The sequence below is a fragment of the Thiothrix subterranea genome (assembly GCF_016772315.1).
Classification (GTDB): domain Bacteria; phylum Pseudomonadota; class Gammaproteobacteria; order Thiotrichales; family Thiotrichaceae; genus Thiothrix; species Thiothrix subterranea.
In genome coordinates this window covers 2693949-2708508 of sequence record NZ_CP053482.1, presented here as the reverse complement: position 1 = coordinate 2708508, position 14560 = coordinate 2693949, and the positions used below count along the sequence as shown (strand labels likewise).

The 14560-nt window shown below is 51.5% G+C and carries 15 protein-coding genes; 8 read left to right on the top strand and 7 right to left on the bottom strand.

Annotated features, from left to right (window positions below):
- Positions 1 to 17: 17 nt before the first annotated feature.
- The 4 genes from HMY34_RS13455 to HMY34_RS13440 all read right to left on the bottom strand — a co-directional run bounded on the left by HMY34_RS13455 (position 18) and on the right by HMY34_RS13440 (position 4027).
- On the bottom strand, positions 18 to 1436 hold the full coding sequence (locus HMY34_RS13455; RefSeq protein ID WP_202715982.1) for an OmpA family protein: 1419 nt from the start codon (positions 1434 to 1436) through the stop codon (positions 18 to 20).
- Positions 1433 to 1876 carry a DUF3592 domain-containing protein gene (locus HMY34_RS13450; protein WP_202715981.1) on the bottom strand — a complete coding sequence of 148 codons (444 nt, stop codon included), beginning with the start codon at positions 1874 to 1876 and terminating at the stop codon, positions 1433 to 1435. The genes HMY34_RS13455 and HMY34_RS13450 overlap by 4 nt, the downstream gene beginning before the upstream one ends.
- A 10-nt stretch (positions 1877 to 1886) precedes the next feature.
- Positions 1887 to 3140 carry a hypothetical protein gene (locus HMY34_RS13445; protein WP_202715980.1) on the bottom strand — a complete coding sequence of 418 codons (1254 nt, stop codon included), beginning with the start codon at positions 3138 to 3140 and terminating at the stop codon, positions 1887 to 1889.
- Between the two features lie 83 nt (positions 3141 to 3223).
- Positions 3224 to 4027 carry an RICIN domain-containing protein gene (locus HMY34_RS13440; protein ID WP_202715979.1) on the bottom strand — a complete coding sequence of 268 codons (804 nt, stop codon included), beginning with the start codon at positions 4025 to 4027 and terminating at the stop codon, positions 3224 to 3226.
- A gap of 188 nt (positions 4028 to 4215) precedes the next feature.
- Between HMY34_RS13440 and HMY34_RS13435 the strand changes: the two genes are divergently transcribed.
- Positions 4216 to 5160 (top strand): ribokinase, encoded by a 945-nt coding sequence (locus tag HMY34_RS13435; protein WP_202715978.1) that lies wholly within the window; start codon positions 4216 to 4218, stop codon positions 5158 to 5160.
- Here the strand turns inward: HMY34_RS13435 and HMY34_RS13430 are convergent.
- Positions 5120 to 5935 (bottom strand): GntR family transcriptional regulator, encoded by an 816-nt coding sequence (locus tag HMY34_RS13430; RefSeq protein WP_228287860.1) that lies wholly within the window; start codon positions 5933 to 5935, stop codon positions 5120 to 5122. The two genes, HMY34_RS13435 and HMY34_RS13430, sit on opposite strands and share 41 nt — an antisense overlap.
- Before the next feature lie 189 nt (positions 5936 to 6124).
- Here HMY34_RS13430 and typA point away from each other — a divergent pair, with 189 nt between their 5' ends.
- Both typA and HMY34_RS13420 read left to right on the top strand, forming a co-directional pair.
- Complete coding sequence (gene typA, locus HMY34_RS13425) at positions 6125 to 7975, top strand: translational GTPase TypA (RefSeq protein ID WP_202719203.1); 1851 nt, start codon at positions 6125 to 6127, stop codon at positions 7973 to 7975.
- 87 nt (positions 7976 to 8062) lie between these two features.
- Entirely contained in the window at positions 8063 to 8227 is a 165-nt protein-coding gene (locus HMY34_RS13420) for a hypothetical protein (protein WP_202715976.1), read from the top strand.
- Between the two features lie 4 nt (positions 8228 to 8231).
- Here HMY34_RS13420 and folE read toward each other — a convergent pair whose 3' ends face one another.
- Complete coding sequence (gene folE, locus HMY34_RS13415; protein ID WP_202715975.1) at positions 8232 to 8780, bottom strand: GTP cyclohydrolase I FolE; 549 nt, start codon at positions 8778 to 8780, stop codon at positions 8232 to 8234.
- A gap of 80 nt (positions 8781 to 8860) precedes the next feature.
- The gene (locus HMY34_RS13410) at positions 8861 to 9688 is read right to left on the bottom strand and encodes an NAD(+)--dinitrogen-reductase ADP-D-ribosyltransferase (RefSeq protein WP_228287859.1); all 828 of its coding nucleotides are present in this window, start codon (positions 9686 to 9688) and stop codon (positions 8861 to 8863) included.
- Positions 9689 to 9815: 127 nt separating this feature from the next.
- On the opposite strand from HMY34_RS13410, the gene nifH reads away from it, so the two are divergent.
- The 5 genes from nifH to HMY34_RS13385 all read left to right on the top strand — a co-directional run bounded on the left by nifH (position 9816) and on the right by HMY34_RS13385 (position 14539).
- A complete protein-coding gene (gene nifH, locus HMY34_RS13405) occupies positions 9816 to 10694 on the top strand; it encodes a nitrogenase iron protein (protein WP_202715974.1) in 879 nt (292 codons plus the stop codon).
- Between the two features lie 127 nt (positions 10695 to 10821).
- Positions 10822 to 12300 (top strand): nitrogenase molybdenum-iron protein alpha chain, encoded by a 1479-nt coding sequence (gene nifD, locus HMY34_RS13400; RefSeq protein ID WP_202715973.1) that lies wholly within the window; start codon positions 10822 to 10824, stop codon positions 12298 to 12300.
- 166 nt (positions 12301 to 12466) lie between these two features.
- Positions 12467 to 14038, top strand: coding sequence for a nitrogenase molybdenum-iron protein subunit beta (gene nifK, locus HMY34_RS13395; protein ID WP_202715972.1), 1572 nt, complete (start codon positions 12467 to 12469; stop codon positions 14036 to 14038).
- A gap of 64 nt (positions 14039 to 14102) precedes the next feature.
- A complete protein-coding gene (nifT, locus tag HMY34_RS13390) occupies positions 14103 to 14315 on the top strand; it encodes a putative nitrogen fixation protein NifT (protein ID WP_202715971.1) in 213 nt (70 codons plus the stop codon).
- A gap of 29 nt (positions 14316 to 14344) precedes the next feature.
- A complete protein-coding gene (locus HMY34_RS13385; protein WP_202715970.1) occupies positions 14345 to 14539 on the top strand; it encodes a 4Fe-4S binding protein in 195 nt (64 codons plus the stop codon).
- Positions 14540 to 14560 lie beyond the last annotated feature (21 nt).

Here is a 14560-nt window from a genome sequence, read left to right as displayed (position 1 = left end):
GGTTATTCGTGCAATTGTTATTGACGGACTAGTTCCACCCGTCGATTACGGGCACGCCCTTCGAGGGTGTCATTGGTATCCCGTGGGCTGGCTTCGCCATACCCTTGGGTACTCAAACGGTTATCAGCAATCTTGAAACGCTCCAACAATGCGGTTTTCACTGCTGCGGCACGGCGATTAGAGAGATCAAGATTGAAACTATCGCTGGCAATGCTGTCGGTATGTCCGCCAATCGCGAGTTTCCAATCGGAGTGTTTACTCAATAAGCCAGCAATCAAGGTAAGCGTATCGTCCGATTCAGGGCGCAACGTAGCACTGTTGAAACTGAAGAAAATATCGTAAATGTCGACTTTCTCACCCTCTTGCAATGCTTTTTCTAATTTGGCTGCTCTGTTGCCACCGCCTGCACCAAGAGTCAGATTGCCCCCTCCACCGCCCATTGCGCCTGTACCCATGCTGCCGCCACCGCCGTTACCTGTACCCTCACCTGCATTACCTGCACCGCTTGCACTGGCTATGCTGCCACTACCTATCGGAAAAGGTTCAGCATCGGTGTCGAATTCGCCGGATACTTCCGCCGGTTTGCCCGTATTGGTCGCTATCGGCAGGATGTCACTTGCCTGGCAGTCAAACGTAATGTGCGTCACTTGTAACCGATCCCGTTCTGCCGGTGCAGGCGCAAACGCCGCTATTTCTTCCATCATCTTGATCATTGCCGGGTCTGAGGCAAACTTGGCTTTCAATGCCTCATCCGTGCCAAAACCTAGGCGGAATTTCAGTATCAGCGGGTTGCTCGGATCATCCAGAATAAAAAACTCCGCTTGTTCCGATGCAAACAAGCCCTTGGCGTGTAATGCGGGTAATTCAGCCGGTTTGCCATTCAGCAACACCGGCAGTTTGACCGGGGTTTTCTCAGGCAATTCCAGTGCATACACCGCCGGAGCAAGCCACCAGCGATAGGGCGAATCAGTGTCAAGCACGTTCTCTGGGGTAGCACTGTAGTTGAGCGTGGTAACGATGGAGAGTTCCGCTTTGCCCGTGGTTTTCAGGCGGGTGTAATTGTCGTGGGTCAGGCTGATGGCGGTGCTGTTGGGTACAGTTTCCGGCAAAATCGGGCTAAAAACTGCCAGATAATAACCTGCTTTTTGTTGGTCTTCCGGCAAGATACGGCGGGTGACGTTGGTGGCAACCAGTTCCGGGGGCTTGTCGCTGAAGGGATCATTGACTTCATGTTCACTGGAGTAATGCAAGGTAACACCGGCTTCATCCACAGCAGTAATGCGTTTGATGGATTCGTAGTCACCGCTGCTTTGGTTAATGGCAGTGACGATGGTTAAGCCGGGGCAAAGCGGAATGGTAGGTGATGTGCTATTTGCCAGTGCCGCTAGTGGTAGGGTATTCAGCAAAGTAAACAGCAAGTAAGGTTGAAATTTCACAGCTTTACACCCACGCCGATATAAAAACACCATAAACCAAAGCCCATGAATAGCAGTCCACCACCGATTGTTGATGCGGCAAAGAGGTACGACTGTTCAGGTTGCCCCGTCGGGAACACGACCGTAACTTTTTCACCCAACTCATAGGGATAAAAAGAAAAGGTAAATGCACCATTGGCTTTACCAATCAGATTAGGGGTTGCACCAACAGTTGCCGGGTATTGATAAGCGGGTCGTCTGGCAATACGATGACCGTTTCGGACACCCGTATTTTCTGGCTGAATGGAGGGTGAGTATCGACCTGCCAGAAAGCCCATGACTTTGCCTTCCACTACCATCCCTACTATGCGGTAGTAGATCGGGTGGTAGGCTGTCTGCCAACCCATGACAAGCATCCATATTCCTAATCCCAACAGGGCGAGACGCAACACGAATTTCATATCGGCAACCTTAGTGTCCTGTTCCCATACCCGGTACAGCAATCCCTAAGCAAAACACATTTTGCTTTTTGGCACGGTAAACACAAGCATCACCACCTCCCAATTCTGCGTTGTAACCCGCCGAGAAAATGCCCTCACCGTCTGGTTGACGAATGGTAATATTGCCGCCTTCGCCAGTACCTTCCTGACTTTTGGCAAGTGTGGTAATCGCTTCACCCGCATCATTGTACAGCACCACCATGCGCGGATCAGAGAGGAGTGCCGCCGTATTTTTTCCATTTTTCGCCACGCCCAATGCACCGCTCTCACCGTCTTCGGATGTGCCAAGGAATGCGACGGGTTCGCCTTTGGTGTTCGCCACCTTAACCGTGCCAGCCCCTGCTGCGGCTGGATTAGTGCCTGCCGAAACCACTGCATTACCGGCATCATCATAAAGGCGCAAAGCAACTTTTTTGCCAGCAAGAGCAGCAATTTCTGCTAAAGGCTTGGTCGGTGTTGCACTGCCATTTGCAGCTACTCCGCCCGCATCCCGCACGAAAAAGCCATTGCCTTCACCATTTGGCCCCGACCCCATACGGGTTGTGTACTTGGCTGATTCGACCATGATTTCAGCAGACTTTACTTCAGCATTCATAATAGCTCGTCCACCAGAACTCGACACAATTACGCGACCACGCTGTTCTGCCGTATAATTCATGAGCACTAGGCCACTACCCATATACAGCATATCTGCTTTCGCATCGTTGGAAACACGTAGCATGACCCTTCCATCGCTATCCACCACCTCAAAAGGGGCTTTAACCTGACTGGGTTTGCCTTGCTTGGCAAGCAGTGCCTGAACTTCATCTTCTAATACGGCAATGCGTTTCTCCAGTTGCGCAACGTTGGGATGCACCGCATTTGGCTCAGCAACTTGTGCCAGTACCGCCTCTTTATCAGCATTAGTGGCAGGATCTGGGGGAACAGACGGTGCAAGAGAGTTTGTGATAGGGGCGGTTTTAAGCGCTCCTTGCTGACCGGGGCTAATGATCGGGTCAATCGGGGCGGGGGCGTTATCCGTAACCTCTTTAACTTTGAGTTCATCGGGGACACTGGGTACAGATTTGAGAATATCCTCTTTCTCAGGATTAGACGGGGCAGGAATGCTGTTGGGCGCTGCCGCACTGGAACCAATATCTGTCGATAAGGCTACTTGAGTAAGCACTAGCAAACTGATGGTCAGAGTGAATACCCGACAATGAGAAAACACTGTTTTTTTATTCATGACCTAACGTTTCCTCGCAACTGGTTAGACAGTGATGTCTGCACGAGCGCATCACGTATTATCAAAATACTGTAAAAAATTATTTATTTTATATTCTTCTCAAAACAGCCATTCAATTCTCTGTCACGCGCATCCATTTCTGCCTTCAACACAGCGGTATCTGCTTTTTGATCGACGCACCAACCGTAATGGTTATTGCGGTCACTCTGCCAACGGGCATTAGGGCCCAGTTTGCAATCCAGCCCATTATTCCCTTTTTCAAACGCAACTTTCCTTTCGTATTGGGCAATAGCAGCATCCGTATAGGTGTTACACGCTTGGTCAATGTTGGCAGGAACACTTGGAGCAGTCGGCGCATTGGATTTATCCGTCATGGAGGGGTTGGCAGGCACAAACTCAAACCTCACATTCGGCTGATCAACGCATTCCCACGCAGTAATATTGTCGCCGTTACCTTGTGTATTGCCGTGTTGGTGTAGGCAATGCCCAATGCTTGACTGGATTTTGACGAATTTCCCCTCACCCGGCACTTCCATCCACGTTTGGTTGCGTGGTGCGCCTGCGTCACAAGTTGCTTGGATGATATTGGCACCGTTTTTATCACTATCACCCTCGACTGTCAGGCATTTACCACTGTGCTGAAAACGCAAGGTGAAATAAGGGCCTCCCGCAGTGACTTTTTCAATCCTAACATTGGGTTGATCAACGCAATCCCATTGGGTGACATTGCCCCCCTCGGCATTGGTAGAACCGTGTTGATGAACACATTTGCCACTGTGTTGGGCTTTGATGTAATAAAGTCCATCAGGATGGTCTGCATAGGCTGTGGTGGTAATGGTGGTGGCGGATAGGCTAATAGCCAACAAAGCCAGTGTGGTGTTTTTCATATTTTATTCCTCGCAAGTTTAACACTAAATACCAATCTAGTACCATAAAGTGTTTATTGCAACTCAATTCTTGCTAAAAATCAAAAATTCCCACAAATAATCATACCAAAAAATAATGCCTCATAAACATTCTAAACAGCCAAGCCCAAGTACTACAATGCACCCCTGCTTTGAGTGCGAGGTAGTGGATGAAAGTATTGGTTCTCGGCAGTTATGTCAGCGCGAATTGCCTGTGCGTTGAACGTTTACCCTTGGCGGGGGAGTCGCTTGGGGCGCAAGCCCTGTGGGTGGAACACGGCGGCAAAGGCTTGAACCTTGCCGTGGGCTTGCATCGTCTGGGGCTGGGTGTCGAGGTATTGCTGGCGGTGGGCAATGATGCGGCGGGGGATGCCTTGCTGGATTTATTGCACACTGAAGGCTTGGATACCCGCTGGGTGGTCAAAGTTGGGGAACGTTCCGGGCTGGGGGTTGGTCTTATTGCCGCAGATGGCAGCAATCTCATCGTGATTTATCCGGGAGCAAACGCTTTGCTGGATAAAACCCATATCCAAACTGCCATTAGTGCACTGGAAAGCACCAACCTCGTTTACGCCCAATTTGAAATCCCCGATGCACCGATACGGGAAGCTTTCCAGCAAGCGCAACAATACGGCATTAAAACCCTGCTGAATCCCTCCCCTTGGCGTGTTCCTGACCCAGCATTATTGGCACTGACCGATATGTTGGTTCTCAATGAAACCGAAGCAGCGGCTTGTTTTGGTATTACTGACGTACCGGCATTGTCCCTTACCCAGTGGTTACGCTTATTGCCGACGTTAGCTTGGCAGGGAGAATTGTTGGTGGTGACATTGGCAGAACGCGGCTGTGTTGCGTTGCAACGTGGGCAACCAGCCATCCATGAACCCGCGTGGACAATTACTGCGATTGACACTACCGGGGCTGGTGATGCGTTTACATCGGGGCTGATTTATACGCTGCTGAACCACTATTCGCTGGAAACTGCCTTGCGCTTTGCGAATGCGTGTGGGGCAATCGTGGCAACCCAACCCGGCGTATTGCCTGCACTACCCAGATTTACGGCTGTACAAACTTTTATGGCTGGGCAGGCATATGCGGATTCATCTTCAGTGTAATCCGGTAGGTGTACGCATCACCCCGAAACGTCCCTTCGACGTATTCCACCATCTGCCCCGTGGTTGCATACGTTTTGCGTTTGAGCAATAGACACGGACTTGGTTCAGCAAAGCCAAACGCCGCCATTTCCTCCGCATTGCTCATCGCGGCTTCAATGGTTTGCTCACCATCTGCCAAGATCACACCGCAGTGCTGTTGCAGGAATTGGTAAACCGAGCCGACCACATCCCAATCTGCCAATGCCGATGCAAGCGTCAAGTCATACCAAGCCACTTCACGGGTCATCGGCACGCCATCCCCCAAACGCAAACGTACCAACTTGAGAAAACGTGCGGTGGAAGGGCGGTTAAAAATCGAAGCAATGGTACGGTCACAAACAATCCGACGTTCCAGCAATTGGGTGGATGGTTGCACCCCAATTTCCCGCATTTCTTCGGTAAAACCTTTGAGCTTGCCGATTTCGGGGTTAATACGCGGTGGCGATTTAACTATCACCCCTGCACGTCCATGCGTACTAATGAAATCTTGCTCACGCAACTCATCGTAACAGCGCCGAATCGTGGTACGACTTAGCCGCAATGCTTCTGCCAACATGCGTTCAGAAGGCAAACTATCCCCTTCACCCAATTCCCCAGCTTGGATCATCTGGATAATTTGGCGTTGTAATTGTCGATACACGGGTTCTGCGATCCCACTATCAGGCTTCAAACGCTGAATGAATGCCGCGCTATCATTGACCGCATTTCGCGTAGCCTCGACTTTTCTTTCCGCCATTGCGTGCATACGTGTTTATTTACCCTTCACAACTAATTGGTATGATAACCATACCATAAAAAACCATCTTTTCAGCATTTCCTAACATTTACTTACAGCAATCCGCTGCTAAAACATGAAATTCATTAGAAAATTAACATATTCCAAGTATAATCGCGCTTTTCATGAATTCATTTGAGTACTTTAGCTGTGATCCAGAATCTGCGAAACATCGCCATCATCGCCCACGTTGACCACGGGAAAACCACCTTGGTTGACAAACTGTTACAACAATCCGGCACTTTGGGCGAACGCGCCGAAGTTTCCGAACGGATGATGGACTCTAACGCGCTGGAGAAAGAGCGCGGCATTACCATCTTGGCGAAAAACACCGCCCTGCGTTGGACTAACCCTGCCGACGGTATCGAATACCGCATCAACATCGTTGACACCCCAGGACACGCGGACTTCGGCGGCGAAGTTGAGCGCGTCTTGTCGATGGTGGACTCCGTATTGCTGCTGGTTGACGCGGTAGATGGCCCGATGCCACAAACCCGTTTCGTTACCCAGAAAGCGTTTTCGCACGGTTTGAAACCGATTCTGGTTGTGAACAAAATTGACCGCCCCGGCGCAAACCCGCACCGCGTGATGGATCAGGTGTTTGAACTGTTCGATAACCTTGGCGCAACTGACGAACAACTCGACTTCCCAGTCGTATACGCCTCAGCCATCAACGGCTACGCGGGCTTGGAAGAAACCGTTAGCGACGGCGATATGACCCCGCTGTTCCAAACCATCATTGGTTCAGTAAAAGCGCCAGACGTTGACCCGAATGCACCGTTCCAATTGCAGATCAGCCAATTGGACTACAACTCCTACCTCGGCATTATCGGGATTGGGCGTATCAAGCAAGGTCGCGTCAAAACCAATACCCAAGTCAAAGTTATCGACACCGAAGGCAAAATCCGTAACGGTCGCGTGCTGAAAATCCTCGGCTTCAACGGCTTGGATCGCGTCGAAGTCAACGAAGCGCAAGCGGGCGATATTATCGCGTTCTCTGGTATGGACGAGCTGCACATTTCTGACACCGTGTGTGACCCAGAAAGCGTTGTCGCACTGCCGCCGCTGACCATTGACGAACCGACCGTCACCATGACGTTCCAAGTCAACACCTCACCGTTTGCAGGCAAAGAAGTCAAAACCGGCACGTCTTCACGCCGCTTGAACGAGCGTCTGCATCAAGAATTGCTGAGTAACGTCGCCTTGCGTGTGGAAGAAACCGATGACCCTGAGAAATTCAAAGTCTCCGGTCGTGGCGAATTGCACTTGGGCATCCTGATCGAAAATATGCGTCGTGAAGGCTACGAACTCGCGGTTTCCCGCCCGGAAGTTATCATCCGTGAAGTTGATGGCGTGAAAATGGAACCGTTTGAAAACGTGACCGTTGACATCGAAGAGTCCAGCCAAGGTAAAGTCATGGAAGCGCTGGGTGAACGCCGCGCTGAACTGAAAGACATGGCACCGGATGGCAAAGGCCGCGTGCGTTTGGAATACCTGATGCCTGCGCGTGGTTTAATCGGTTTCCAAACCGACTTCATGACCATGACCTCTGGTACTGGCTTGATTTACCACGTATTTGACAGCTATGCACCGTTCAAAGCGGGCGCAATTGGCAACCGTCACAACGGCGTGTTGATTTCCAACGGCACCGGCAAAGCCTTGGCTTACGCCCTGTTCAGTCTGCAAGATCGCGGCAAGTTATTCGTCAGCCACACCGAAGAAGTATACGAAGGTCAGGTCATCGGTATTCATACCCGCGACAACGACTTGGTCGTTAACCCGCTGAAAGCCAAGCAGTTAACCAACATTCGTGCTTCCGGTACAGATGAAAACTTGATCCTTGTCCCTGCCATCCGCATGACGCTGGAACAGGCGATGGAATTCATCGACGACGACGAATTGGTTGAAATCACGCCGAAGAACATCCGTATCCGCAAGCGTTTCCTGATGGAAAATGACCGCAAGCGGGCGGGCGCGGCGAAGAAAGATCTGGCGTCGTAAATCACGCCACAAGAAGGGGCTGTTTCAGCCCCTTTTTTTTATGAAGAGGGCGTATGCCATACGCCCCTACGAAATAAGGGCTGTATTATGAAAAAATTCTTACTGGTGTTAACACTCATCGGACTGCTGCAAGGCTGTGCCGTACAAATGGCAAGTTCTGCCGTGGGCGTAGTGGCTGGCACGGCAATTGGCGTGGCGAAAGTGCCTTTCCAAGTTGGCGGCGCTGTCGTTGATGTAGTCAGCGGCGACTAACACTTCACTTGATCAAATTCAGGAATTCCTGCCGGGTGCGGCTATTTTCGCGGAATTCCCCCAGCATCATCGACGTGACCGTGGATGATTGCTGCTTTTGCACCCCACGCATCATCATGCAGAAATGCTGTGCTTCCAACACCACGCCAACCCCTGCCGCGCCCGTTACTTGCTGAATCGCATCGGCAATTTGCTTGGTCATGTTTTCCTGAATCTGCAAACGTCTGGCGTACATATCGGTAATGCGGGCAATCTTCGACAGCCCCAGCACTTTGCCTTTAGGCAAGTACGCAATGTGTGCTTTGCCCACGAAGGGCAGCAAATGGTGTTCGCACAAGGAATAGAATTCGATGTCCTTCACCACCACCATTTCATCGTTGTCAGAATCGAACACCGCGCCATTCACGATGATTTCTAGCGATTGCTGATAGCCTTGGGTCAAAAAACCGAAGGCTTTGGCGGCGCGTTCCGGGGTTTTTTGCAGCCCGTCACGGGTAATGTCTTCACCGATGCTGGTGATGAGGTCGGCGTAGAGTTGGCTAGCGTCTGTCATTGTTATTTTCCTGCTGGGTAATGAAGTCTGACAGCAACGTTAAGCTGATTACCCACCGATGACAAGTAAGACGGAAAAAACTAGTGCATATTGATGCTCACTTCATACACCCCACCCACCACCAAAAACTCCCCTTCTCCCCGCAACAACTTCGGCAACAAATCGTAATACCCCAACACCTTCACCAGCGGCACTCGCGCTTCAATCACGTAATCCCCAAATTCATCCGCCCGCTCGCGGCTGTGGGTAAAGGAACTGACATTATTCATCAGCACCACCGCCCGCTTGCCATCACGCTTCAACACCCGGTACTCATCCAGCGCATTCACCCCGCGATACAAGGTCAGGTGCGATTGTAGCGAATGCAACAAAGCCAATTCATACTGACAATACGTATAAACAAGGTCAAGCTGGCTTTCCAGCGCATTCGTGCCATACAACCCCTTGCAACGATCCAGCAGGAAATTGCCCTGATGGTATTGCACCGCCAGCCCAAAGCGCGATTCCACCCAGCCCTTCAACACCGCACCCTCGCGCCCGCTGGAATCAAACCCCCAGCCACGCAACACCCGCAGATAATTGGCATTGGCACGCTTTTGCTTGCCGCCAGCATCCAGCCCCGCCTCTTCCAACGCCTCCAAACAAAAATGTACCGTCATGTAATCCATAAAACGTTGCGCCCGCGCCGCCGCATCCGGTATAGCTTGCAGGTGGGTAAACAGGGAACGATGCAAAGTTGCCACCCCATCAAGGGTTAATGGCACGGGATGTTGCTGGAAACTCAGGCTACCGAGGATGCGAGCGGGCAGGTTACAACGGTTGAATGGCAGGAAAGCACTGTCTTTACCCATACAAAACGTGTCGGAATTGTCGGGAACACGACTGGAATCAACACCTGTCATCTTCATGGTAAAAGATAATTTCTCTTTAAGAATCAGTTAACTGAAAGTAAAAGTGCCGCCTTGGCACGCGGTTTGCAAAAACATCATCGTTACATTCAGTTATCACAACACACTCACACAAGGAGACCAAGATATGGCACTACGTCAATGTGCAATCTACGGCAAAGGCGGCATCGGCAAGTCTACCACAACCCAGAATCTGGTTGCAGGTCTGGCTGAAGCAGGTAAGAAAGTCATGATCGTTGGCTGTGACCCTAAAGCAGACTCCACACGTTTGATCCTGCACGCTAAAGCCCAAAACTCCATCATGGAAATGGCAGCAAACGCAGGCAGCGTGGAAGACCTCGAACTCGAAGACGTACTGAAAGTCGGCTACCGCGACATCAAATGCGTTGAATCCGGCGGTCCAGAGCCAGGTGTTGGCTGTGCAGGTCGTGGGGTTATCACCGCCATCAACTTCTTGGAAGAAGAAGGCGCGTATGAAGAAGACCTCGACTTCGTATTCTATGACGTACTCGGTGACGTTGTGTGCGGTGGTTTCGCCATGCCCATCCGTGAAAACAAAGCGCAAGAAATCTACATCGTTTGCTCCGGCGAAATGATGGCGATGTACGCAGCGAACAACATCGCCAAAGGTATCGTGAAATACGCCAACTCCGGCGGCGTGCGTTTGGCTGGTCTGATCTGCAACTCCCGTAACACTGCTCGTGAAGACGAGCTGATCATGGAACTGGCTCGCCAGCTCGGCACACACATGATCCACTTTGTCCCGCGTGACAACGTTGTACAACGTGCTGAAATCCGCCGCATGACCGTTATCGAATACGAGCCAACAGCGAAACAAGCACAACAGTACCGTGATTTGGCTAACAAGATCATCAACAACACCAAGTTCGTGATCCCAACTCCAATCACGATGGATGCGTTGGAAGAACTGCTGATGCAATTCGGCCTGATGGACGAAGAAGACGAATCCATCGTCGGCAAGACGGCTGCTGAAGAAGTCGCTTAATTAAACGGATAGCAGGGTGTGTAGAGACGCAAAATCTTGCGTCTCTACGGTGGGCAAAACCCAACCCTCATACCCATCCTTCCCTCACCTGTCCACAGATTAGTGGCAGTGAATCAGGAGACTAGACATGACGAACCTGACCCGCGAAGAAACCGAAGCCCTCATTGCCGAGGTTTTGGAAATTTATCCCGAAAAGGCGAAAAAAGACCGCGCCAAGCATTTGACTGTCAACGACCAAAGCATCGAACAGTCCAAAAAGTGCATTACCTCCAACCGCAAATCCCTGCCCGGCGTAATGACCGTGCGTGGTTGCGCCTACGCCGGTTCTAAAGGTGTAGTGTGGGGGCCGATCAAGGACATGATCCACATTTCTCACGGCCCGGTCGGTTGCGGACAATATTCCCGCGCTGGTCGCCGTAACTATTATGTTGGTACTACCGGTATCAACACCTTCGGCACGATGAACTTCACCTCTGACTTCCAAGAGAAAGACATTGTATTCGGCGGCGACAAAAAGCTCGCCAAAATCATGAACGAAATCGAAGGCTTGTTCCCATTGGCGAAAGGCATTTCTGTTCAATCTGAATGCCCCATCGGTTTGATCGGTGACGACATCGAAGCCGTTTCCAAGAAAGCTTCCAAAGAACTCAACAAGCCAGTCGTACCGGTACGTTGCGAAGGCTTCCGGGGCGTTTCCCAATCCTTAGGCCACCACATTGCTAACGACGCAATCCGTGATTGGGTGCTGGATAAGCGCGACGGCGACAACAGCTTTGTTGGCACTCCGTATGACGTTTCCATCATCGGCGACTACAACATCGGCGGTGACGCATGGTCTTCCCGCACCTTGTTGGAAGAAATGGGTCTGCGCGTGGTTTCCCAATGGTCTGGTGACGGCACGCTAGCTGAAATGGAACTGACCCCTAAAGTGAAGCTGAACCTGCTGCACTGCTACCGTTCCATGAACTACATCAGCCGCCACATGGAAGAGAAGTACGGTATTCCTTGGGTTGAATACAACTTCTTTGGCCCGACCAAAATCGCCGAATCCCTGCGTAAGATTGCGGGCTACTTCGACGACACCATCAAGGAAGGCGCAGAGCGCGTGATTGAGCGTTACAAAGCCCAATACGATGCAGTCATTGCCAAATACCGTCCACGTCTGGAAGGCAAGCGCGTCATGCTGTACGTCGGTGGCTTGCGCCCACGTCACGTTATCGGTGCGTATGAAGACCTTGGCATGGAAGTCGTGGGTACTGGTTACGAGTTCGCGCATAACGACGACTACGACCGTACTATCAAAGACATGGGCAACGCGACCCTGATCTATGACGACGTGACTGGCTACGAATTTGAAGAATTCGTCAAAAAGGTCAAACCGGATCTGATCGGTGCAGGCATCAAGGAAAAGTACATCTTCCAGAAAATGGGTATCCCATTCCGCCAAATGCACTCTTGGGACTACTCCGGCCCTTATCACGGCTATGACGGCTTCGCCATCTTCGCCCGTGACATGGACATGACGCTGAACAACCCTTGCTGGGGCAAGATGAAAGCGCCGTGGATCAAGGACGAAGCAGCACCAGCGATTGCTGCTGCTGCGTAAGCCGAAGAGGGCGACCAGCCGGTCGCCCCTACGGTGAAGATTCCATGTAGGGGCGACCGGCGGTCGCCCAATCCGGGGACATCCGGTCAACATCCGGCGGTCGCCCCACAGATTGTAAATTTACTACCCGTTGTCCGCAGATTAGCGGCGCGGGAGGAGAAATGACATGAGCCAAGCTGTTGATAACATCCAACCCAGCTACCCTTTGTTCCGCAATGACGAGTACAAAGCCAGTATTAAAAACAAGCAGGATAACTACGAAGAGCGTCACTCCGACGAAAAGATTCAGGAAACTTTCTTGTGGTCTACCACCAAGGAATATCAGGATCTGAACTTTGCGCGTGAAGCCCTGACCGTTAACCCGGCGAAAGCCTGCCAACCCTTAGGCGCGGTACTGTGCGCACTCGGCTTTGAGAAAACCTTGCCGTATGTGCACGGTTCACAAGGTTGCGTGGCGTATTTCCGTACTTACTTCAACCGCCATTTCAAAGAGCCGATTTCGTGCGTTTCTGACTCCATGACAGAAGATGCAGCGGTTTTCGGTGGTCAGAAGAACATGTATGACGGTCTGGAAAACGCCAAGGCGATGTACAAACCGGACATGATCGCGGTTTCCACCACCTGCATGGCGGAAGTTATCGGTGACGACTTGAATGCGTTCATCGGCAACTCTCGCAAAGAAGGGCATATCCCGGCGGATTACCCCGTGCCATTCGCGCATACCCCTAGCTTCGTCGGTTCGCACACCACGGGTTGGGACAATATGTTTGAAGGCATTGCCCGCTATTTCACCCTGAACCACATGGAAGGCAAGGAAGTCGGCAGCAACGGCAAGATCAACCTTGTGCCGGGTTTCGAGACTTACTTGGGCAACTTCCGCGTGATCAAGCGCATGATGGCGGACATGGGTGTGGACGCCACGCTGCTGTCTGACCCGACTGAAGTGCTGGATACGCCTGCTGACGGCACATTCCGCATGTACGCGGGCGGCACAACAATGGATGAAGTCAAAGACGCGCCCAATGCGTATGACACTTTGTTGCTGCAACCTTGGCAGTTGGAAAAGACCAAGAAGTTTGTGCAAGGCACGTGGAAACACACTGCGCCTAAAATCAACATCCCGATGGGTCTGGACTGGACAGATGATTTCCTGATGAAAGTCTCCGAAATCACTGGCAAGCCTATTTCTGACAAGCTGCTGACTGAACGTGGTCGTTTGGTCGATATGCTGACCGACTCCCACGCTTGGTTGCATGGCAAGAAATTTGGTCTCTACGGCGATGCGGATTTCGTGCTGGGTATGACTAAGTTCCTGCTGGAAGTCGGTGCAGAACCTACCCACATCCTCTGCTCCCATGCCAACAAGCGTTGGAAAAAGGAAGTAGAAGCACTGCTGGCTTCTTCCCCTTACGGCACAAACTGCGAAGTTCACATCAGCAAAGACTTGTGGCATTTCCGTTCACTGATGTTCACCAACAAGCCGGACTTCATGATTGGCAACAGCTACGGCAAGTTCATCCAACGTGACACGCTGCACAAAGGCAAAGAGTTTGAAGTACCGTTGATCCGCATCGGCTTCCCAATCTTCGACCGCCACCACATGCACCGCGACACCACACTGGGTTATGAAGGTGCAATATACATGTTGCGCACCTTGACCAATGCAGTGTTGGAGCGTCTGGACGAGGAAACTCGTGGGATGGGGACTACGGATTATAACTACGACTTGGTTCGTTAATTATTGGTCTGATCCCCCGTAGGGGCAACCGGCCGGTTGCCCCTGCTCATCCTGGAGAAACCCTATGCCTAACGTGATGATCCGCCGCAAGCCCGATGGCAACTTGCAATTTTATGTCGCCAAACAAGACATGGAAGAAACGGTTGCGACAGTCGAGAAAGATACGGCGGAAGAATGGGGTGGCACTGTCGAGTTAACTGATGGTTCCAAGTGGTACATCGACCCGATCAGCCCCCCACCCGCTTTTCCGACCACGCTGCGTTTCAAGCGCGGCTGAATGCTGAACCCAGTGAAAGGAGAATACTCATGGCTTTGAAAATTGACAGAAACATTTGTACCTCGTGCGGCGATTGCGAACCCAAATGCCCCACCAAATCCATCAAGCCGTTCAAAGGCGCTTACAAAATCGTTGAAGACACCTGCACCGAGTGCGAAGGCGAGTTCGACGAGCCACAGTGCCTGAAAGTGTGCATGGAAGATGGCTGCATCGAATACGTTTAATGTAGGGGCGACCGGCTGGTC